General features: G+C 63.6%; 14 protein-coding genes. 12 read left to right on the forward strand and 2 right to left on the reverse strand.

Going from position 1 to position 21,335, the window contains the following annotated elements:
• Positions 1 to 28 precede the first annotated feature (28 nt).
• The gene (locus LB538_RS21600) at positions 29 to 1,030 is read right to left on the reverse strand and encodes a hypothetical protein (protein ID WP_224529283.1); all 1,002 of its coding nucleotides are present in this window, start codon (positions 1,028 to 1,030) and stop codon (positions 29 to 31) included.
• A gap of 192 nt (positions 1,031 to 1,222) precedes the next feature.
• On the opposite strand from LB538_RS21600, the gene LB538_RS21605 reads away from it, so the two are divergent.
• The 4 genes from LB538_RS21605 (at position 1,223) to LB538_RS21620 (ending at position 7,358) form a co-directional block, all read left to right on the forward strand.
• Positions 1,223 to 2,305, forward strand: a complete 1,083-nt coding sequence (locus tag LB538_RS21605) for a glycosyltransferase family 4 protein (protein ID WP_411909048.1) — start codon at positions 1,223 to 1,225, stop codon at positions 2,303 to 2,305.
• Positions 2,306 to 2,425: 120 nt separating this feature from the next.
• Positions 2,426 to 3,223 (forward strand): MipA/OmpV family protein, encoded by a 798-nt coding sequence (locus LB538_RS21610; RefSeq protein ID WP_095767864.1) that lies wholly within the window; start codon positions 2,426 to 2,428, stop codon positions 3,221 to 3,223.
• Positions 3,224 to 3,528: 305 nt separating this feature from the next.
• Complete coding sequence (ileS, locus tag LB538_RS21615; RefSeq protein WP_224529280.1) at positions 3,529 to 6,492, forward strand: isoleucine--tRNA ligase; 2,964 nt, start codon at positions 3,529 to 3,531, stop codon at positions 6,490 to 6,492.
• Positions 6,493 to 6,716: 224 nt separating this feature from the next.
• The gene (locus tag LB538_RS21620; protein WP_411909049.1) at positions 6,717 to 7,358 is read left to right on the forward strand and encodes a hypothetical protein; all 642 of its coding nucleotides are present in this window, start codon (positions 6,717 to 6,719) and stop codon (positions 7,356 to 7,358) included.
• 113 nt (positions 7,359 to 7,471) lie between these two features.
• On the opposite strand, the gene LB538_RS21625 is transcribed toward LB538_RS21620, so the two are convergent.
• On the reverse strand, positions 7,472 to 7,927 hold the full coding sequence (locus tag LB538_RS21625) for a nucleoside deaminase (RefSeq protein WP_224529277.1): 456 nt from the start codon (positions 7,925 to 7,927) through the stop codon (positions 7,472 to 7,474).
• A 180-nt stretch (positions 7,928 to 8,107) separates the two neighbouring features.
• Between LB538_RS21625 and LB538_RS21630 the strand changes: the two genes are divergently transcribed.
• The 8 genes from LB538_RS21630 (at position 8,108) to LB538_RS21665 (ending at position 21,236) form a co-directional block, all read left to right on the forward strand.
• A complete protein-coding gene (locus tag LB538_RS21630) occupies positions 8,108 to 10,090 on the forward strand; it encodes a pseudouridine synthase (RefSeq protein WP_224529274.1) in 1,983 nt (660 codons plus the stop codon).
• Complete coding sequence (rsmD, locus tag LB538_RS21635) at positions 10,071 to 10,625, forward strand: 16S rRNA (guanine(966)-N(2))-methyltransferase RsmD (RefSeq protein ID WP_140696958.1); 555 nt, start codon at positions 10,071 to 10,073, stop codon at positions 10,623 to 10,625. Before LB538_RS21630 ends, rsmD begins: the two co-directional genes overlap by 20 nt.
• 84 nt (positions 10,626 to 10,709) lie before the next feature.
• Positions 10,710 to 12,071, forward strand: a complete 1,362-nt coding sequence (locus tag LB538_RS21640) for a M16 family metallopeptidase (protein ID WP_224529271.1) — start codon at positions 10,710 to 10,712, stop codon at positions 12,069 to 12,071.
• 2 nt (positions 12,072 to 12,073) lie between these two features.
• Positions 12,074 to 13,468, forward strand: a complete 1,395-nt coding sequence (locus LB538_RS21645) for a pitrilysin family protein (RefSeq protein WP_318011905.1) — start codon at positions 12,074 to 12,076, stop codon at positions 13,466 to 13,468.
• On the forward strand, positions 13,465 to 14,322 hold the full coding sequence (locus tag LB538_RS21650) for a patatin-like phospholipase family protein (RefSeq protein WP_140840862.1): 858 nt from the start codon (positions 13,465 to 13,467) through the stop codon (positions 14,320 to 14,322). The genes LB538_RS21645 and LB538_RS21650 overlap by 4 nt, the downstream gene beginning before the upstream one ends.
• Positions 14,323 to 14,845: 523 nt before the next feature.
• Entirely contained in the window at positions 14,846 to 17,794 is a 2,949-nt protein-coding gene (locus LB538_RS21655; RefSeq protein ID WP_224560574.1) for a hypothetical protein, read from the forward strand.
• A gap of 210 nt (positions 17,795 to 18,004) precedes the next feature.
• Positions 18,005 to 19,933 carry a type I secretion system permease/ATPase gene (locus LB538_RS21660; protein ID WP_224529262.1) on the forward strand — a complete coding sequence of 643 codons (1,929 nt, stop codon included), beginning with the start codon at positions 18,005 to 18,007 and terminating at the stop codon, positions 19,931 to 19,933.
• 1 nt (position 19,934) lies between these two features.
• Positions 19,935 to 21,236 (forward strand): HlyD family type I secretion periplasmic adaptor subunit, encoded by a 1,302-nt coding sequence (locus tag LB538_RS21665; protein ID WP_224529259.1) that lies wholly within the window; start codon positions 19,935 to 19,937, stop codon positions 21,234 to 21,236.
• The last annotated feature ends 99 nt before the right edge of the window (positions 21,237 to 21,335 follow it).

Here is a 21,335-nt window from a genome sequence, read left to right on the forward strand (position 1 = left end):
TTCCAAAGTTTCCTCGGTCTGTCGACCGTCAATTTCCTTGTCGCGCCGATCCGGGCGGGACCTCAAGTGCGGGCGCGAGCAGCCGCAGCACCGCCTCACGCTTTTTCGCCTTCAACGAGAGGTCGCCATCGAGGCCGACTTCATGAAGCCAGCTTCCCCGCCATTCGCAATAGGCCCGTCTGAGCTCAACCCCAGGCAAGGCCGCGAATGCGGTTATCGGCCGTTGCGGAACCGTGCTCGGATCCACATACCGATAGAGCGCCTCCCAGTTGGCTCCGCCGGTGTCGAGGCCGGCGAACCAGTCGAGCCCAAAATCGAGAGGCTTGCGGCCGACGGCGTCGAATCGGAAGAAGCAATAGCCAGCCCACAAATACCATCGCGAGCCTGCCCTGCGGAGGTCGCCGTGAAACGGCGCAACTTCAAGAGGCTCGAAAGGGTCGCATGGCTGCGTCGGGAAAAGATCCTGGTCCAGGAATCCGAACGCGGCCGGCGCGGCAGGCTTCAGAATATTGTGCCACATCCAGTTGAGCGCCGCGCCATGGGACCGGCTCGGGCTTCTTGCGGTCCACGGATTGGTCGGCAGCCTGACATGCGCGGCGCCGTGGGTTGCGCATACCTGCCTGTTGTCGCCTGCGGAAGCTTCGCTGATGCTGTTGTCGGCAACGATGTGGAGATCATGGCGAACGAATCGTCTCGTCAGCCGCAACTGCAATTCCAGGCACTGAGCATCGCCGAAAGCGACGGTAATCAGGACATGGCGATCGCGGGCGGCGGCACGGATCCCTTGGATGTCGCCATTCTTGAGCGGCTGACGCAGAAACCTTCGGTCGATTTTCCGGTAACGGGCACTCTTGACGGCATGCAGCAGCGGCTGCAGCCTCAGCCATTGCCGCAAGTCATATTCGCGCAGGGCCTTTGGCACGGCCGCCGCGGCTTTCAGTCGGACCCGGCTTGGCAGCCACGATCGCCCCGTGGAATTTTCATGCGCGCTCCAATTGAGTTTTTTGAAAAAGCTCGAATGCAACAGCATCCAGGTCTCTTGATAACGGGCTATATACAGCATATGCGTCTTTTCAACACGACCAACATTTGAGCGCCCGGCGTGTTTGTTTGAATGGGGAAGTCTGGGGCGCACCCGGGGTCTCTCTCCGATCTGACTTGGGGGTGGGGTGGCGCTCCGGAAAACGCGATGAGAATCTGCTGCGCAATCTCTACCCTCTTCATGAATGGGGGTCTGCAGAGGGATTGTCTCAATATCAGCGACCGATTGGTCGGGCGCGGCCACAGCGTGACGATCCTGACGACGCGCCAGGTCGGTCATGTCGAGAGTTCGGCTACGATAAAAATCCAGCCGGCAAGGGTTCTCTCCAATCCGGGCACCGAATATGCGCTGGGAAGGTCGGTGCTGACGGCCAGGCGCGACTTCGACTGCGTGGTCGGTTTCAACAAGATGGCGGGTCTGGACATCTACTATGCCGGCGATCCGCCCTATTTTGTGTCGAAGCTCGGATGGTGGCGGCCGTTTTCGCCCCGCTTCATGCGCCAGCAGAATCTCGAATCGATGATCTTTGCCCCTGGCAACACCGTGCAGATCATTGCGCTCAGCGAAAACCAGGCAGCGCTTTACCGAGACTTCTGGCGAACCGAGGAATCGCGCATTCACGTCGTCGGCCCGACGCTCGATCCGAAACGCCGCAGACCGGAACTGCTCACTGTCGACCGCAATGAGATCCGCGATCGTTTTGGGCTTCCCCGCAAATCCGTCATTGCCTTGACCATCGCCAACAGATTGAAGGTGAAGGGTCTCGATCGGGCGGTAAAGGGCCTGCAGCCGTTCCCGGATATCCATTGGCTGATCGCCGGTCTTCGAAAAGGCAGCGAGGAAGAAACGCGACTTCGCGCCCTGATTGCCAAATCCGGCATGTCGGAACGGGTTACCCTGCTGGGCATCCAGGAAGACATTCCGGCGATTGTGGTTGCAAGCGATTTCATGCTGCATCCGGCTCGTCTTGAAAATACAGGCACGGTGATCCTCGAGGCACTCGCAAACGGCTTGCCCGTCATCGCATCGGACGCCTGCGGATATGCAAAATATGTCGAAGCCAGCGGAGCGGGGCTGGTTGTGGCCAACCGCGACGATCCTGAAATCTGGCGGCAGGCAATCCTGAAGGCCGGCAACCCGGCGGTCCCCGCGCAATGGCACAAGGCGGCTCTTGCCTACGGGGCATCAAATCCGCTTACCGGCGGACTGGAAGCGGCCTGCGATCTGATAGAGACGTCTCGCCGCACCCGGCGTGTCGCCTAATTCGTCCGTCGATTCCGCTGGTTCCGACGTCATGACTTTAAGTCAAATTTTACCGAACGCACGGCATGGCTTGAGCGCTGGCAGGTGGTGCTGCCGGCGCGTTTCGCGTAAGGGGTGACGATGCGTATTGTCGGGACGATTCCGCTGGCCGTTGCCATGGGCCTGTCGACCGCGCCCGTCGCCCAGGCGGGCGAGGGCAGCTGGATATCCGGCGACTGGTATCTGACGCTCGGCGCCACAGCGCTGGTCGCGCCGAATTTCGAGGGCGGCAAGAAATACATGCTCAGCGCCCAGCCGATCATTTCGCTCGGCAAGGTCGGTCCGGAGGCGCGTTTCACCTCGCGCAACGACAACATCTCGCTGGCGCTGATCGATGACGGTTCCGTTCGCGCCGGCTTGACCGGCAAATTCATATTCTCGCGCGAGAGCAAGGATGAGCTCAAGGGGCTCGATCCGGTGCGCTTCGGCGGCGAGGTGGGCGGCTTCTTCGAATTTTATCCGCTGGACTGGCTGCGCGCGCGGGCCGAGTTGCGGCATGGCATACGCTCCCACAACGGCTTCGTCGCCGATATCGCGGCCGACGCCTTCTACGACATCACGCCGACCGTTCGCATCTCCGGCGGTCCGCGCGTTTCCTTCGCCTCGTCGGACTATTTCGACGCCTATTACGGCGTCAATGCCAAGGAAGCGGCGGCTTCGGGCTTGAGCGAGTACCATCCGGGCGGCGGTGTGAAGTCGACAGGCCTCGGCGGCGCGATCACCTGGAAGGTGACCGAGCCGATGACGGCGAGCGTCTTCACCGAATATTCGCGCCTGATGGGGCCGGCTGCCGATTCCAGCCTGGTCAAGGAACGGGGCGACCGCAACCAGTGGACCTTCGGTGTCTCGACCACTTACCGCTTCAATTTCACGATGTAGGTCACGAAAGCGGCCTCATGCCTTGAAATCCGCGCTTTATTCCTGCCGCGCCATCCGCTAAAAGCCACGCCATGACGAGCTTTTCGCGCCTTTTCGCGATCGCGATACGAATTACGGGCCCGGTGTTCCGGGCGGCCTGAGCGCCGCTGGAGCCGCCGGGAGTTTTCGCGCGCGCCCCTCGCGTTTTTTCATGAACATCAACGCATATCGCCCAAAGGTGGCTTCGTTTTTGGGAAAACGATATGCGTCAAGGCAAGACCTGAACGCCCGGCTTTTGTCGTCGGGTACCCTGAGATGGCAGATCAATGACCGACACCGTTGAGACGATCGACTATTCCAAAACGCTTTATTTGCCGCAGACGGATTTCCCCATGCGCGCCGGCCTGCCCGAGAAGGAGCCTGGCCTGGTCAAGCGCTGGCAGGACATGGACCTTTACAGAAAGCTGCGCGAGGAGGCCGCCGGCCGCGAGAAATTCGTGCTGCATGACGGCCCGCCCTACGCCAACGGCAACATCCATATCGGCCATGCGCTGAACAAGATCCTCAAGGACGTCATCAACCGCTCCTTCCAGATGCGCGGCTATGACGCCAACTACGTGCCGGGTTGGGACTGCCACGGCCTGCCGATCGAATGGAAGATCGAGGAGCAGTATCGCGCCAAGGGCAAGAACAAGGACGAGGTGCCGGTCAACGAGTTCCGCAAGGAATGCCGCGACTTCGCCGCTCATTGGATCAAGGTGCAGGGCGACGAGTTCCAGCGCCTCGGCGTCATCGGCGATTTCGGCAATCCCTATACGACCATGGCTTACCATGCCGAGTCGCGCATTGCCGGCGAACTATTGAAATTCGCCATGTCTGGTCAGCTCTACCGTGGCTCGAAGCCGGTGATGTGGAGCGTGGTCGAGCGTACCGCGCTCGCCGAGGCCGAGGTCGAGTATCAGGACTATGAGAGCGACACGATCTGGGTGAAGTTCCCCGTCGCGAGTCTTGCCCAGCCGGTCGCCGGCGCCGCGCCGGCGCTGGACGAGGCCGCGCTCGATCTGGTCGAGGCGCATGTCGTCATCTGGACGACCACACCCTGGACCATTCCCGGCAACCGCGCCGTGAGCTATTCGCCGCGCATCGCCTATGGCCTCTATGAGGTGACGGCGGCCGAGAACGCCTTCGGTCCGCAGCCCGGCGAGAAGCTGATCTTTGCCGACGCGCTGGCCGAGGACTGTGCGGCCAAGGCCAAGGTCACGTTCAACAGGCTTCATAGCGTCTCGGCCGAACAGCTTGGGAAGCTTACGCTTTCGCATCCTTTCAAAGGGCTCGGCGGCGGCTATGAATTCCCGGTGCCGATGGTTGCCGGCGAGCATGTCACCGACGATGCTGGCACCGGCTTCGTGCACACCGCGCCCGGCCATGGCCGCGAGGACTTCGATGCCTGGATGGAAGCCGCAAGCCAGCTGAGGGTACGCGGCGTCGATACCGCGATCCCCTTCACGGTCGACGATGCCGGCTTCTTCACCAAGGACGCGCCGGGCTTCGGCCCCGGGCGCGAGGGCGGTGCGGCGCGCGTCATCGATGACAACGGCAAGAAAGGCAACGCCAATCAGGCGGTCATCGACGAGCTGATCAAGCGCAACGCGCTCTTCGCGCGCGGCCGGCTGAAGCACAGCTATCCGCACTCCTGGCGCTCCAAGAAGCCGGTCATCTTCCGCAACACGCCGCAATGGTTCGTCTATATGGACAAGGACCTTGGCGACGGCACGACGCTGCGCAGTCGCGCGCTGAAGGCGATCGACGACACCCGCTTCGTGCCGGCGGCGGGCCAGAACCGCATCCGCGCCATGATCGAGGAGCGCCCCGACTGGGTGCTGTCGCGCCAGCGCGCCTGGGGCGTGCCGATCGCCGTTTTCGCTGACGAGGACGGCAATGTGCTGAAGGACGAGGCCGTCAACCGGCGCATCATGGATGCCTTCGAGAAGGAAGGCGCCGACGCCTGGTTCGCTGAGGGCGCCAAGGCGCGCTTCCTCGGCAATCACGATGCCTCGAAATGGCACCAGGTGATGGACATCCTCGACGTCTGGTTCGATTCCGGCTCGACGCATGTCTTCACGCTGGAAGACCGTCCGGATCTCAAATGGCCGGCCGACGTCTATCTCGAGGGCTCGGATCAGCATCGCGGCTGGTTCCATTCCTCGCTGCTCGAAAGCTGCGGCACCAGGGGCAGGGCGCCTTACGACACGGTCATCACCCATGGCTTCACCATGGACGAGGAAGGCCGCAAGATGTCGAAGTCGCTCGGCAACACCGTCGTGCCGCAGGACGTCATCAAACAGTCCGGCGCCGATATCCTGAGGCTCTGGGTGGTGACGACCGATTATTGGGAAGACCAGCGCCTCGGCAAGAACGTGCTGCAGACCAATATCGACGCCTACCGCAAGCTCAGGAACACCATCCGCTGGATGCTGGGCACGCTCGCTCATGACGACGGCCAGGATGTGCCGGTCGAGGCGATGCCGGAACTGGAACGGCTGATGCTGCATCGGCTGTCCGAGCTGGACGAGGTGGTGCGCCAGGGCTACGACGCGTTCGAGTTCAAGCGCATCACCCGCACGCTGCTCGACTTCATGGTGGTGGAGCTTTCGGCCTTCTATTTCGACATCCGCAAGGACGCGCTCTATTGCGACGCGCCGTCCAGCCTGCGTCGCAAGGCGGCCGTGCAGGTGGTGCGCCACCTCTTCGAATGCCTGGTGAAATGGCTGGCGCCGATGCTGCCCTTCACCACCGAGGAAGCCTGGCTCGACCGCCATCCGCAAGCCGTATCGGTGCATCTCGATCAGTTCCCGGCGATCCCGCAGAACTGGCGCAACGAGGCGCTAGCCGAGAAATGGCGCAAGGTAAGGCAAGTGCGCCGTGTCGTCACCGGCGCGCTGGAGATCGCGCGCGCCGAGAAGCTGATCGGTTCGTCGCTCGAGGCCGTGCCGGTGGTGACGCTCGACGACGCCCCGCTGGAGGCGGCGATCGCCGATGTCGACATGGCCGAGATGGCGATCACCAGCGATCTCGTCGTCAAGCATGGCAAAGCCCCGGAAGGCGCCTTCACGCTCGACGACGTCAAGGGCGTGGCGGTGGTGGTGGAGAAAGCCGAGGATCGCGGTCTGGTCAAATGCGCGCGCTCCTGGCGCTACACCGCCGATGTCGGCCAGGACTCGGAATTCCCGGACGTTTCGGCCCGCGATGCGGCCGTGCTGCACGAGCTGAAGGCGCTTGGCCGTTTATAAGTCGGTGCAAAAGCAGCGCGCCGGGTGGCCGGAAACCCGCCCGTGCGTTGCCCTTGACGAGCGGTTGAGGTAAACACGCGACACTCCGGCAGACAAATTGTCGCCGGATTTCCATCGCAAATGCGGGGAAGCAGGGGACCGTGCCCTTGGCCGGTGGCGACCGAAAGGCTGTTAGAGTGGGACTTTTTGGCATGACCGACAGAACGTTTGCGCGCGCCGCGCTAATGGCGCCGCTTGTGGTATCGGCCATCGCAATGTCCGGCTGCGTGAGCTCGCCCACCTACGGGACCGGCAAGACCGCTGCCGCGCAGCTCTTCGATGATGTTTCCGGCGCTGCCGCGATCACGCCGAAGCGTCGCGATCCGATCGACTACAAGCCGCGTCCTGAACTGGTGAAGCCAGCTCCTGGGCAGAAGGAAAGCTTGCCCGCGCCGCAGCAGAGCATCCAGACGGCGAGCGCCGACTGGCCCGAATCGCCGGAGGCGCGCCGCGCCCGCATCCGCGCCGACGCCACCGCGCACCAGAACGATCCGAACTACCAGCCTGAAGCGGCCGAGGATGTCCAGACCGATCCCGAAGCGGTGAAGAAGGCGATGGCGGATTCGGGTTCCAGCCACCCGCCGCGCTGGTCGCCGGATGATTCCAGCGCCACGCGCCGCGCCGAGGTTCAGCGCCGGCTGGCCGAACAGAAGCAGGGCGATCCGACCACTCGCAAATATCTGAGCGAGCCGCCGCTTGCCTATCGCCAGGCGGCCGCCACCGCGCCGCAGAACGAGCTCGGCGAGGACGAGTACAAGAAGGAGCGCCGTCTCAAGGCGCAGGCCGAAGGCAAGAAGGGCGGCTGGTTCGACTGGCTCGGCCTGTGAACAGTCAGTAGTCAGTAGTCAGTAGTCAGTAGTCAGTAGTCAGTAGTCAGTAGTGACCTACTCACTACCCACTACTCGCTACTCACTACTCACTAACCACTACTCACTCCACTTCACCCACCATCCCGTTTCTCGCGAAAAAAATCCTTGAGGATGAGGGCGGCGTCGCTTTCGCCGATCCCCGCATAGACATCCGGCGCGTGATGGCAGGTGGGCGAGGCGAAGAAGCGCGCGCCGTTGACCACGGCGCCGCCTTTCTCGTCGGCGGCGCCGAAATAGAGCCGCCGCAGCCTGGAGAAGGAGATTGCGCCGGCGCACATCGCGCAAGGCTCCAGCGTCACATAAAGATCATGGCCGGTGAGACGCTCGCTGGCGAGCTTCCGGCAGGCCTCGCGGATCGCCAGCATCTCGGCATGCGCGGTCGGGTCCGAGAATTCGCGCGTGCGGTTGCCGGCTTTCGCGACCACCGTGCCGCCATTCGCGATCACGGCGCCGACCGGCACTTCGCCGCGGCCGGCGGCCGCTTCGGCCTCTTCAAGCGCCAGGGCCATGAAATCCGGTCGTTTCAAGCGGTCTCCATTCCGATTACTCCTCGCCACCCGACAGCGATCCTGTTATCTAGCGCGAGACCTTGAAAACCGGAATCGGTTTTTGCCGCGCTGGCATATGCGCAAATCAAGAATGACACTGCCTGCGTTGGGCGTCCGCAAGGGCGCGCGGCGTCGTAGCAGGCAAAGACGAGCAAAGTAATGAACGACGACAAGAAATCTCCACGCGGGCCTCGCAAAGGCGGCTCGAAACCGGCGGACCAGCGAGGCCGCGGCGGCAAGCCGAGCTTCGGTCCCAAGAAACCGTTCGTGAAGCGCGAGCGGCCTATGGCCGCCGAAGGCGAGCGCCGCGATGTCGACGGCGGACGCCGCGACTTCAAGCGCAGCTACAAGCCACGCGAAGCGGGCGAGGGCGCTGAGCGCAGCGAAAGGCCTTTCCGCAAAGGCCCGCGTCCGGAAGGCAAGCCGTTTGAGAAGCGCGAGGGCCGCAAGCCCTACGCACCGCGCGGCGCCCGGCCGACGGCTGCCGACGGCGAGCGCCCAGCCCGGGATTTCCAGCGCAGCTACAAGCCACGCGAAGCGGGCGAGGGCGCTGAGCGCGGCGAAAGGCCTTTCCGCAAAGGTCCGCCACGCGACGGCAAGCCCTTCGAGAAGACACGCAAGCCTTACACACCGCGTGGCGACCGGCCGGTGGCCGCCGACGGTGAGCGGGAAGAAAGACGTTTCGACCGTCCCAAGCGCGAATTCGGTGATCGCCCGGTACGCGACTTCGCCGACCGGCCGAAGCGAGACTTCAGCGATCGTCCGCAGCGCGATAGCGTCGCAAGAAAACCGGAAGGCGGCTTCAAGCCGCGGCCGCGGCCCTCGGAAGCCGCGCCGGAAAGCGGCGAGCGCATCGCCAAGCGGCTGGCGCGCGCCGGCATCGCGTCGCGCCGCGACGCCGAAGAGCTGATCGCCGCCGGCCGCGTCAAGGTCAACGGCAAGGTGCTGGACTCGCCGGCCTTCAATGTCGGCGCTGACGACATCATCCATCTCGACGGCACCGAGATTCCGCCGATCGAGCGCACGCGTCTCTTCCTGTTCCACAAGCCGGCGGGCGTCGTCACCACCAACCGCGATCCGGAAGGCCGCAGGACCGTCTTCGACGTGCTGCCGCCCGACCTGCCGCGGCTGATGACGATCGGCCGGCTCGACATCAACACCGAGGGCCTGCTGCTTTTGACCAATGACGGCGGGCTGTCGCGCGTGCTCGAATTGCCGGCGACCGGCTGGCTGCGGCGCTATCGTGCGCGCGTCCACGGCAAGGTCGAGGAGAGCGCGCTCGCCGGCCTGCGCGAAGGCATCGCCGTCGACGGCGTCTTCTACGGCTCGATCGAAGCCTCGCTGGATCGCGAGCAGGGCACCAATGCCTGGCTGACGCTCGGCCTGCGCGAAGGCAAGAACCGCGAGGTGAAGAACATACTCGGCGCGCTTGGCCTCGACGTGACGCGGCTGATCCGCATCTCCTACGGGCCGTTCCAGCTCGAGGACCTGCCGGAGGGCCATGTGCTCGAGATCAAGGGCCGCGTGTTGCGCGAACAGCTTGGCGAGCGGCTGATCGAGGAGTCCGGCGCCAATTTCGATGCCGAGATCCAAAAGCCGTTCTCCAACAAGCCGGTGCGCGGCGGCGGGCCTCGCCGTGAAGAGACCGACCGGCCGAAATTCACGCGCGACGGCGACCATCGACCGATCGGCGAGGGCGGGCTGATCAAGGCGCGCAAGCGCCGCGAAGGCAGCCGCGACGAGGCGCTGAGCAAGCTCTCGACAAAGCCGGACAGGGCATTTGGGCCGGACAGGGCGTTCGGCGAGCGCGGCCCGAAATCCGACCGCGCCGGTTTCGGCGACAAGCCGCGGTTTGGGGGCAAGAAATCCGAGCGCGAGCAGCGGCCGATGGAGCCGCCGGGCCAGCGCAAGGCCAATGTCTGGATGGCGCCGGGCGCCCGGCCGATCGGCAAGGGCAGGGCGGAGGCCGATGCCGCCAAGGCCGCCGAGGCGAAGGCGCGCAAGGCATCCTACAAGCCGGGCGGCAAGGGCAAGCCGGGCGCGAAGCCGTTCGGCAAGCCTCGCGGCGAGCGTCTTGAAGGCGATGGCGGCGACAGGCCGCGCGGTCCGAAGAGGGGCAGCGATGCGGATCGTCGGCGGTGAATTCCGCGGGCGTCCGCTGGCGACGCCGAAAAGCAATGCCATCCGCCCGACCACCGACCGCACCCGCGAGGCGGTGTTCAACGTCCTGGCGCATCGCTACGCGGAAAAGCTCGAGGGCGGCCGCGTGCTCGACCTTTTCGCCGGCACCGGCGCGCTCGGACTTGAGGCGCTGTCGCGCGGCGCCTCCTACTGCGTCTTCATCGAAGAATCGACCGAAGGGCGAGGTCTGATCCGCGAGAACGTCGAGGCCTATGGGCTCACCGGCCGCACCAAGATTTTTCGTCGCGACGCCGCTCATTTGGGCGAAGCCGGCACGATCTCGCCCTTCGGCCTGATCTTCGCCGACCCGCCCTATGGCAAAGGGCTCGGCGAGCGCGCGCTGCGCTCGGCCAAGGCCGGCGGCTGGCTTCTGCCTGGCGCGCTCTGCGTCGTCGAGGAGGCTGCCTCGGCGCCATTCGAGCCGGGCGCCGGTTTTTCCGTGATGGACGAGCGCAATTACGGCGAAACGGTCATCCGCTTCGTCGAGGCCAACTAGCCTCGCCTCGAAAATGCCGAACAAATCACTTTGCCTCACCAGCGAACCTTGCCTATCGTCGCGCAACCGCGACCGGAGAACTTGATGAGACAAACAGGGATTGGGCTGCGCGCAGCGCTTCTGGCGGGCGCGCTGGCGCTTGCCGCGGCTGCTCCGGCCGGCGCGGCCGATGACGGCGAGGTCAAGGATTTCCTGCTCGACAACGGCATGGAAGTGGTCATCATCCCGGACCATCGCGCCCCGATCGTCACCCACATGGTCTGGTACAAGATCGGCAGCGCCGACGAGCCGCCCGGCAAATCCGGCATCGCGCATTTCTTCGAGCACCTGATGTTCAAGGCCACGACAAATCACGCCGCCGGCGAGTTCGACCGCGCCGTGGCTGAAATCGGCGGCTCAAACAACGCCTTCACCTCCTACGATTACACCGCCTTCCACGAGACGGTGCCGCCTTCCGCCCTCGAAGAGATGATGGGCTTTGAGGCCGATCGCATGCGCAACCTCATCCTGACCGACGATGTCATTAAGACCGAACGCGACGTGATCCTGGAGGAGCGCCGCTCGCGCATCGACGGCAATCCGCAGGCGGTGCTCGACGAGGAGGTCGATGCGACGCTCTGGCAGAACCAGCCATACCGCATTCCGGTCATTGGCTGGATGCAGGAGATGGAGCAGTTGAACCGCCCGGACGCGAAAGCCTTCTACGACGCCTATTATCGGCCGAACAACGCCGTGCTGGTGGTGGTGGGCGACGTCGATCCCGACGCGGTGAAGGCGATGGCCGAAAGGACCTATGGCAAGGTCGCCCGCGGCCCGGACCTGCGGCCGCGCATCCGTCCGGTCGAGCCTGAGCAGAACACGAAGCGCACGGTGACGCTCACCGACGCGCGCGTCTCGGTGCCGAGCTTTTCGACGCAATGGGTGGTGCCATCCTATCATACGGCCAAGCCCGGCGAAGCCGAGGCGCTCGACCTGCTTGCCGAGATCCTCGGCGGCGACAACCGCAGCAGGTTGTACCAGCAGCTCGTCGTCAAGCAGGGTATCGCTTCCGAGGCCGGCGCTTACTTCCAGGGCACCATGCTCGACGCCACCAACTTCACCGTTTATGGCGCTCCGCGCGGCGACGCCAAGCTTGTCGATATCGAGGCGGCGGTCGATGCCGAGATCGCCCGCATCGTCAAGGACGGCGTGAGCGACGATGAACTGGAGCGGGCCAAGACCCGCTATGTGCGCTCCATGATCTTTGCGCGCGACAAGCAGGAAGACATGGCCAACATGTACGGCTCGACGCTCGCCACGGGCGGCAATGTCAAGGACGTCCAGGAATGGCCGGACCGCATCCGCAAGGTAACCGCGGCTGAGGTCAGGGCGGTCGCCGCCCGCTATCTAGTGCTCGATCGCTCCACCAGCGGCTATCTCTTGCCGCAGCAGCAGGCGGGGAATTGATGATGAGCATGGTTGTTGGCCGCACGATCGCGTCTCCTTCCCCGGCGAGAGAGGAAGGCAAGCTCTACCGCGCCGTCGCCACCCTTTGCTTTGCTCTGTTCTTCCTGCTTTTGCCGGTGCTTGCCGCGCGCGCCGAGATGAACATCCAGGAGGTGAAGTCGAAGAAGGGCGTCACCGCCTGGCTGGTGGAAGACCATTCGATCCCGCTGATTGCGATCCGTTTCGTCTTCGACGGCGGCACGGCGCAGGACCCTGCCGGCAAGGAAGGCCTGGTCAACCTGATGACCGGGCTGTTCGACGAGGGCGCCGGCGGCCTCGACAGCGAAGCCTTCCAGGTGAAGCTCGACGATGCCGGCGCCGAGATGAGTTTTCAGGCGGCGCGCGATGGCACCTATGGCTCGATGCGCATGTTGTCCGACCAGAAGGACGAGGCTTTTGGCCTGCTGAAGCTGGCGGTGAACAGCCCGCGCTTCGACCAGGCGCCGATCGACCGCATCCGCGCCCAGATACTGTCCGGGATCCTCGCCAACGAACGGGATCCCAACACGATCGGCCAGCAGCGCTGGCTGCGCGCGATCTATGGCCAGCATCCCTATGCGCGGCCGGACGAGGGCAACAAAGACAGCCTCGCCACCATCACTGCGGACGACCTCAGGGCCTTCCACAAAGCAAATTTCGCCCGCGGCGGCCTGCATGTGGCGGTGGTGGGCGATATCGACGCCGCCACGTTGAGCAGCAGGCTCGACGAGGTGTTCGGCGACCTGCCGGACAAGCAGGCGCTGGCGCCGATTGTCGACGTCACGCCCAAGCTCGGCCAGCAGCTCGAAGTGAATTACGACTTGCCGCAGACCTCCCTGCAGCTTGCCTGGCCGGGCGTGAAGCGAAGCGATCCCGACTTCTACGCCGCCGCGCTGATGAACGAGATACTCGGCGGCTCGACATTCACGTCGCGTCTCTACGAAGAGGTGCGCGAGAAGCGCGGCCTTGCCTATAGCGTCAGCTCCGATCTCGTCGATCACGAGCATTCCAACGCGCTGCTGGTGACGACGGCGACGCGTTCCGACCGCGCGGCCCAAACGCTTGCGATCGTGCGCCAGGTGGTGAAGGACATGGCCGAGAACGGCCCCTCGGAGGAGGAGCTCGCGGCGACCAAGAAATACATGGTCGGCGCCTACGCCATCAGCAATCTGGATTCGTCCAGCTCCATTGCCGCGACGCTGGTGGAGCTGCAGATCGATCATCTCGGCATCGATTATATCAAGCGGCGCGCGGCTCTCATCAACGCGGTGACGCTGGCCGACGTCAAGGCGGCGGCAAAGAAGCTCCTGTCGTCCGATCCGGCGGTGATGGTCATCGGGCCGCCGCTGGTTCAGGTGGCGGGAGGCCGCAAGGGATGAGCCCGACCTTCGGGGTGGCCTTCGGCGGCGGCGGCGCGCGCGGTCTTGCGCATATCCATATCATCGAGGCTCTCGACGAGCTTGGCATCAAGCCGGCGGCGATTGCCGGCTCGTCGATCGGCGCCATCATGGGCGCCGGCATGGCGTCGGGCATGAAGGGCGCCGAGATTCACGATTATGCCCGGTCGATCCTCGGCAGCCGGGCCGAAGTAGCGGCGCGCATGTGGCGGTCGCGGCCGGGCACGATCGCCGAAGCCATGCAGGGCGGCATCCGCGTCGGCCAGTTCAATATAGAGCGCATCCTGAAGGCGTTCCTGCCTCAGGATATCCCCGCCACCTTCGAAGAGCTGAAGATTCCGCTCAAGGTGACGGCGACCGACTATTTCGGCCACAAGCTCGCCGTGTTCGCCGAGGGTGAATTGCATTCGGCGCTTGCGGCCTCGGCCGCCATTCCGGCGGTGTTCCGCCCTGTGGTGCGCAATGATTGCCTGCTGATCGACGGCGGCATCTACAATCCCGTCCCCTTCGATCTCCTCGAAAAGGATGCCGATATCATCATCGCAATCGACGTGGTCGGTGCGCCGAGCGACGCCGAGCGCAAGCATCCGACTACGGTCGACCTGATGTATGGCGCCTCGCAGCTGATGATGCAGTCGATCATCGCCAACAAGCTGCAGCAGTCCAGCCCCGACATCCTGATCCGCCCAAAAGTCTCGAAGTACCGCGTGCTCGATTTTCTCAAGATCGAGGCGCTGATGGCCGAGACGGCGGAGATCAAGGATGAGCTGAAGCGCGCCGTGGAGAAGGCCGTGGAAGCGCATGGCGGCAGGCAGGACAACAAGAAGGCGGTTTGAGAGCCTCCTCCAGCCGCCTCGGTTCAGGTGCATATGACGTCGACGAAGGTCCGACAACCGAAGCCTGAATGGTCGGCGCAAAGGTCCCTTATAAAATAAGACCTAAGAATAGAGCACAGTATTCTTTATGCCGAATGGTCGAATTCGCACCCGGATTTGAGTTCTGTCATTAACTCTTCATCGAATTGCCCGTTGACGCACGCTGCGGTAGAGTTAATAATATCCTAATATAGTAGCGTGAACAATCTCGAGATCGGCAACAACGAGATACTGCGCTACTGGGGTAGGGGAACGCAGCGCGGCATCTGTGCCGCTACAGCCATCACATCGAGCCACCAGCAGTCGTGAGCAGCCATCTTGTATGTGGCGCTTGCTGCCGGCCGGTGGTCGCTGCTTGCTGAATGCCACGTCGATCCTCCTCCCGCACGGAATTGGGCGCCGATCTCGGTGCTATTGGCATGGGGTAAATCAGCCGCCTTAGGCGGCCAACAAGTGGCGCGCCTAGGCGCTAAGGGAGTTGAACATGGCCACAGTGGTTGATCTGACCAACGGGACAACGTCGCAGACTTTGACCGACGGCACCGTATTTTCGGCTGAACAGCAAAGCGGTGCTGGCACGGGCAACTACAATAGCTTTCTCGTGCTTGGCGCGAACGGCACCGAGAGCGGCTTCAACACCGATGGTTCTCCGCTGCCGCTGGATGATAAGCAGCAGGAGCACACCAATGCGCTTCTCCTGAGCGATATGCAGGTAGTGTCCGTGAACGGCCACGATTACTACGTCTTCAAGCTCGACGCCAATGAGCCGAACAGCGACAAGGGATCGCTGCTGTCGCTCAACTCATTACAGATATATTCGGCGACGGATCCAAATATCACCACCCTTGCGACGCTTCAGGCGCAGCAACTACTCTATAATGTTGATGGAAATGCCACCGACGGTGACGTGACGGTTCAGTTGGACGCTGGAAAGGACGCGCCCGCAGGCAGCGGGGTGGGCGATCTGTTTGTCTACATTCCGACCAGTTTCTTCGCCGGGGCAACCGGTAACTACGTCTATCTCTATTCGGCTTTCGGGAACCCAAGTGACTCGGATGGCGGGTTTGAGGAATGGGGCGTCATCGCAAAAGCCAGCGTGGATCACGCTCCCGCGGTCGCGGTCGAGAAGACGGTCGATCCGACCTCAATAGATGAAGGCGAGTCGACGACGGTCACCTACACCTACAAGGTGACCAATACGAGCGCTGATGGCGCCGGTGATCCTCTGACGCTGACCTCGCTGGTAGACGACAATGCGACGCCGGGAGACACCAGCGACGATATCAACCTGTTGAGCGGTTTCGTCGCCAACAGCTCGCATGGCACCCACTACGTGTCGGGCGATACAGACAACGATTACCTTGTCGACAGCAACGAGACCTGGATATTCAGCGCTGACGTCAACATTGACGCTCATGCCACCGGCAGCACCATCACCAACACGGTGGTGGTACATGCTCACGACGACGACAGCACCAATGACGTGTCCGCCAACGACACTGCGACCGTGACGGTCAACGACGTCGCGCCATCGATCGCCATTGAGAAGACCGCCGACCCGATTTCGATCAACGAGGGCTCGGCCGCTGACGTCACCTACACCTACGAGGTGACCAACACGAGCGCGGCCGGCGCCTTCGATCCGCTGATGCTGACTTCGTTGATCGACGACAATGCGACACCCGGCGACACCAGCGATGACATCGACCTGCTGACCGGCTTTGTCGCTGGCTCCGACCATGGCACGCACTATGTGACAGGCGACACCGATGGCGACTATCTCGTCGACAGCGACGAGAAGTGGGTGTTCAGCGCCACCGTCGGCGTCGGTGCTCAAAATGCCGGCACCATTACCAACACTGTGGTGGTGCACGCCCATGACGACGACAGCACCAGCGACGTGCATGCCACTGACGACGCGACCGTGACGGTGAAGGACGTCGCGCCGTCGATTGCCATTGAGAAGACCGCCAACCCGACTTCGATCAACGAGGGCTCGGCCGCTGATGTCACCTACACCTATGAGGTGACCAACACGAGCGCGGCCGGCGCCTTCGATCCGCTGACGCTGACTTCGCTGATCGACGACGATGCGACACCCGGCGACACCAGCGATGACATCGACCTGCTGACCGGCTTTGTCGCCGGCTCCGACCATGGCACGCACTATGTGTCGGGCGACACCGATGGCGACTACCTTGTCGACAGCGACGAGAAGTGGGTGTTCAGCGCCACCGTCGGCGTCGATGCTCACAATGCGGGCAGCATTACCAACACGGTGGTCGTGCACGCCCATGACGACGACAGCACCAGCGACGTGTATGCTACCGACGACGCGACCGTGACGGTGAAGGATGTCGCGCCGTCAGTGGCCATTGAGAAGACCGTCGATGCCGATCATGACGGTATTTTCCACTCGTCCGAAACGGTCCAGTCGGGTGCACAGAACGTCACCTATCACTATGAGATAACCAACACGAGCGCAGCCGGTGCGTTCGACCCGCTCACGCTGACCTCACTCGTCGACGACAACGGCACACCGGGAAATACCGGTGACGACATCAACCTGCTCAGCGGCTTCGTGGCCAACAGTTCGCATGGCACTCACTATGTGTCCGGCGATCTCGACAACGACTATCAGGTCGACAGCAACGAGACTTGGGTCTTCACGGCCAACAGCTCGTTCAACTTGCTTCCCAATGCCGACTCGCGAACCAACACGGTCGTGGTGCATGCCCATGACGACGATACCACCAATGACGTTTCCGCCAATGATACCGCGACGGTCCAATCATTCGCAGGTCCCGGCGTGCGCACGCCGGGCTTCTGGACCAATCTCGGCAAATCATTCTGGGATGGCGTCGCAGGCGCCGACAAATCCGGCCCGAACTTCGCCTCCGGTGAATTGCGCTATGTTGTCGATGCCGATCACAACGGAACGCTGGATCCGGGCAAGCCAGGCCTCTTGATCGGCGACTACAACAAGAACGGCTTGACCGACGCCGGTGAGGATACGTTCTTCATTTCCTACGCCGATGCGCTCAAGGTGATCGATGCGTCCGTCAAGGATCAGCAGGATACACGCTTCGTCCTTGCCCGCGACGCGGTCGCGACTTGGCTCAACTACCTCGCCGGGAATCCGATCGGCGATGCCTCCGATCCCAACAGCCCGCACAAATATCTCGACCAGGCGATCGACTGGCTGCAGGTGACGAATGGCGGGAATTCTTCTTCTCACTTCGAGGACTGGGGCGGTGGGAGTGCAGTGAAGGCAAGCAGCACAGCCTGGAACGTGGGACTGGATGCCGAATCCGTCACTGCCGGGTCCGAGCTTGCCGGAAACCTCATCCACCAGGAGCTCGATTTCTACAACAATACCGGCATGACCTTCGAAGGGGCGATACTGCATGTCTACGCCAATGACGGCGGCTGAGGCAGCGGTCGGCCTGTCGAGCCATGACGTGCGACAGGCAGGTTGGATGACCGGAGTGTTTTGTTCAGTGTCGCTTCGACAATGGTAGCCAAGGCAGCATCTGGTTCAGCGCAGGCAAAGGTAAGGCTCGTCGGCCTCGTCCTAGTTGCTTGCGCTGTGCTGCTCCTTCTCGGCGGCAACGGCTGGCTTTCGCCAGGACGGCCCGGGTCGATGGGGGAGACGCTTTTTGGTGCGGCAATGGTGGGCTTCGGCGGCTTGGCTTTGTTTCGCGCGCGCCGGCCCACGCCGGACAGCAGCATCGGCGATATCGCCAGGCAAACCAATGCGCCTATAGGCGGCAAGCGGCCGGCAAAACCGACAGGCCGGCGAGCGCAATCCGCGCGCTCCGAACTCGCCGAGGCGCTTCGCTCCTGCCGGTCGGCTTTCCTCGCGGTCGGGTTGTTCAGCGGCGTGCTCAACGTGTTGATGCTTGCGGGCTCGCTCTACATGCTCGAGGTCTATGATCGCGTGTTGCCGAGCCGCAGCCTGCCGACACTCATCGGCATCACCGTGTTGTTGGTCATCCTCTATTGCGGCCAGGGCATTCTCGATTTCGTGCGCGGTCGCGTGCTTGTGCGCATTGGCGGAGCCTTGGATGAGGCGCTGGGCCGCCGTGTCTATGCGTCGATGCTGCAGTTGCCGCTGAAAAACGGGCGCGCGGGCGATAGCCTGCAGCCGATGCGCGACCTCGACAGCGTGCGTGCTTTCCTGTCCGGCATGGGGCCGACGGCGCTCTTCGATTTGCCCTGGCTGCCGCTCTACCTTGTCATCATCTTCATGTTCCATTGGTTGCTAGGCGTGACAGCGCTGCTTGGGGCGATCGTGCTGGTGGCTCTGACCGTGCTTGCCGAGCGATTGACGCGAAAGCCTGTGTCGTCCGGGACTTTGACCGGTATTCGGCGCAACGGTCTGATCTCGGCTGGGAGCCGCAACGCCGAGGTCGTTGCCGCCATGGGCATGGCAGGCGGTCTGACCGCGCGGTGGGAAGACGCCAACCTCGATTACATCGCCGAGCAGCGCAAGGTGAGCGACGTGGCCGGCGGCTTCGGCGCGATATCGAAGGTCCTGCGCATGCTGCTGCAGTCGTCGATGCTCGGCCTCGGCGCCTGGCTGGTCATCGAGGGGCAGGCAACGGCGGGTATTATCATCACCGCCTCGATCCTCAGCGGCCGCGCGCTGGCTCCGGTCGATCTTGCGATCGCCAACTGGAAGGGCTTCGTCACCGCGCGCCAGGGCTGGCAGCGGCTGAACAGGGTGCTGGCGGCGCTGCCGGCTGAAACCGAGCCGATGTTGCTGCCGCCGCCGAGCGCGAATGTCGGCATGCAAAACGTCTCGGTCGGCGCCCCGGGCACGCAGAGATTGCTGGTTCACGATGCAAGCTTCGCTCTGGAGGCGGGCCACGGCGTCGGCATCATCGGACCGAGCGGGTCGGGAAAGTCCACGCTGGTGCGCGCGCTTGTCGGCGCCTGGCAACCGGTCGCCGGCCGCATCAAGCTGGACGGCGCCGACCTCGATCAATGGTCTCAGGCCGAGCGCGGCCGCCATATCGGATACCTGCCGCAAGATGTCGAGCTCTTCGCCGGCACCGTGGCCGAGAACATCGCGCGCTTCGAGCCGGACGCGGACCCCGGCGCCATCATCGCCGCGGCGAAGGCAGCGGGCGCGCACGAGCTCATCGTCGGTTTTCGCGAAGGCTACGAAACCGAGATTGGCGAGCACGGCGAGGCGGTCTCGGCCGGTCAGCGCCAGCGCATCGCGCTGGCGCGCGCGCTCTATCGCGATCCTTTCCTCGTGGTCTTGGACGAGCCGAATTCCAACCTCGATATGGACGGCGAGCAGGCCCTGATCAAGGCCATGTTGGGCGTCCGCGAACGGGGCGGGGTTGTCGTGCTCGTCGCGCACCGGCCGAACGTGCTGGCGGCCGTCGATTTCGTGCTGGCGATGAATCAGGGACGCGTCCATGCCTTCGGCCCGAAAGACGAGGTGTTCGCCAAGATGTTCCCGACGCTGCGGCCGGTGCCGACCGGCGCCCCGCAACTGAGAGTGGCTTCCGACGGTCCCCATCTGGCCGTTGCCGACGGAACCGAGGCAGGGCGCTGACATGGCTATATCAGGCGCCTCGCATTTATCCATCCGCTTCTACACGCGGCTTGGCGTCGGCGTGGTGCTCCTGCTTGCGGGCGGCGTCGGTGGCTGGGCATCGGTCACCGAGATCGCCGGCGCGGTCATCGCCCCCGGCGCCCTCGTCGTCGATTCCCACGTCAAGGACGTGCAGCATTCCACCGGCGGCATCGTTGCGGAGATCGACGCCCGGGACGGCGACCACGTGAAAGCGGGAGATCTTCTGGTCCGTCTCGACCGCACCGTGCCGGCAGCCAACCTTGGCGTGGTGAGCAAGGCGCTCGACCAGCTCGCCGCGCGCAAGGCGCGCCTCGATTCGGAGCGCCGCGGCAGCGACGCCATCATCTTTCCGAACGAGCTTTTGGACCGCATTGCCGATCCCGACGTCGCCGAGGCGGTGGCCGGCGAGAAGCAGCATTTCGAGACACGGCGCACGTCCCGCGCCGGCCAGAAGAGCCAGCTGGAGGAACGCATCGCGCAACTCGAAAAGGAGATCGCCGGCGACACGGCGCAGGCTGAGGCCAAGAGCAAGGAGATAGAGCTGGTGCAGAAGGAGCTTGCCTCGGTGCGTACGCTCTGGGCCAAGAAGCTCATTTCCATCGACCGGCTGACCCAGACCGAGCGAGAGGCCACGCGCCTCGACGGCGAGCGCGGCCAGCTGATTGCGGCCCAGGCTCAGGCGCAGGGACGGATTGCCGAGATCAAGCTGCAGATCATCCAGATCGATCTCGACCTCAGCACCGAAGTGAACAAGGACCTGCGCGACGTCGACGGCCAGATGGGCGAGCTTCTGGAGCGCAAGGTCGCCGCCGAGGACCAGTTGAAGCGGGTCGACATCCGCGCGCCGCAGGACGGCGTCGTGCAGCAGTCGATCGCCTATACGATCGGCGGCGTGGTGAAGCCGGGCGAGACGATCATGCAGGTCGTGCCCGACAATGACAGCCTTGCGGTGGAAGCCAAGATCGCGCCGAGCGACATCGACCAGCTGTGGGTCGGCCAGCCCGCTTCGCTGCGCTTTTCGGCCTTCAACCAGCGCACTACGCCGCAGATCAACGGCGTCGTCGAGCGGACCTCGCCCGACATCACCACCGACCAGCGCACGGGCGTCAGCTATTACACGGTGCGCATTACCACGACGGCCGCGGAGGTCGCGCGGCTCGGCGAGGTCAAGCTGGTTCCCGGCATGCCGGTGGAATCCTTCATCAGGACCGAGGATCGCTCGGTGATGTCTTATCTGGTCAAGCCGCTGCAGGATCAGATCAGCCGGGCATTTAGACAGTAGGCCACTAGTGCGTTTCACCGTTTCACGGAAACGGCGAAACGCCTATCTCTTTGTTTTGACGCAATTCCGGACGGAAAACCGCCGCTCTAGAGCATGATC

The organism is Mesorhizobium sp. Ca11, from assembly GCF_020165275.1.
GTDB lineage: Bacteria > Pseudomonadota > Alphaproteobacteria > Rhizobiales > Rhizobiaceae > Mesorhizobium.

What these genes read in the sequence shown, in the direction of transcription:
- LB538_RS21605 (WP_411909048.1), top strand. Translation starts at nt 1,223, where the DNA reads ATGAATGGGGGTCTGCAGAGGGATTGTCTCAATATCAGCGACCGATTG.
- LB538_RS21665 (WP_224529259.1), top strand. Translation starts at nt 19,935, where the DNA reads ATGGCTATATCAGGCGCCTCGCATTTATCCATCCGCTTCTACACGCGG.
- LB538_RS21610 (WP_095767864.1), top strand. Translation starts at nt 2,426, where the DNA reads ATGCGTATTGTCGGGACGATTCCGCTGGCCGTTGCCATGGGCCTGTCG.
- LB538_RS21650 (WP_140840862.1), top strand. Translation starts at nt 13,465, where the DNA reads ATGAGCCCGACCTTCGGGGTGGCCTTCGGCGGCGGCGGCGCGCGCGGT.
- LB538_RS21600 (WP_224529283.1), bottom strand. Translation starts at nt 1,030, where the DNA reads ATGCTGTTGCATTCGAGCTTTTTCAAAAAACTCAATTGGAGCGCGCAT.
- LB538_RS21640 (WP_224529271.1), top strand. Translation starts at nt 10,710, where the DNA reads ATGAGACAAACAGGGATTGGGCTGCGCGCAGCGCTTCTGGCGGGCGCG.
- LB538_RS21630 (WP_224529274.1), top strand. Translation starts at nt 8,108, where the DNA reads ATGAACGACGACAAGAAATCTCCACGCGGGCCTCGCAAAGGCGGCTCG.
- LB538_RS21660 (WP_224529262.1), top strand. Translation starts at nt 18,005, where the DNA reads ATGGGGGAGACGCTTTTTGGTGCGGCAATGGTGGGCTTCGGCGGCTTG.
- ileS (WP_224529280.1), top strand. Translation starts at nt 3,529, where the DNA reads ATGACCGACACCGTTGAGACGATCGACTATTCCAAAACGCTTTATTTG.
- LB538_RS21645 (WP_318011905.1), top strand. Translation starts at nt 12,074, where the DNA reads ATGAGCATGGTTGTTGGCCGCACGATCGCGTCTCCTTCCCCGGCGAGA.
- rsmD (WP_140696958.1), top strand. Translation starts at nt 10,071, where the DNA reads ATGCGGATCGTCGGCGGTGAATTCCGCGGGCGTCCGCTGGCGACGCCG.
- LB538_RS21655 (WP_224560574.1), top strand. Translation starts at nt 14,846, where the DNA reads ATGGCCACAGTGGTTGATCTGACCAACGGGACAACGTCGCAGACTTTG.
- LB538_RS21620 (WP_411909049.1), top strand. Translation starts at nt 6,717, where the DNA reads ATGGCGCCGCTTGTGGTATCGGCCATCGCAATGTCCGGCTGCGTGAGC.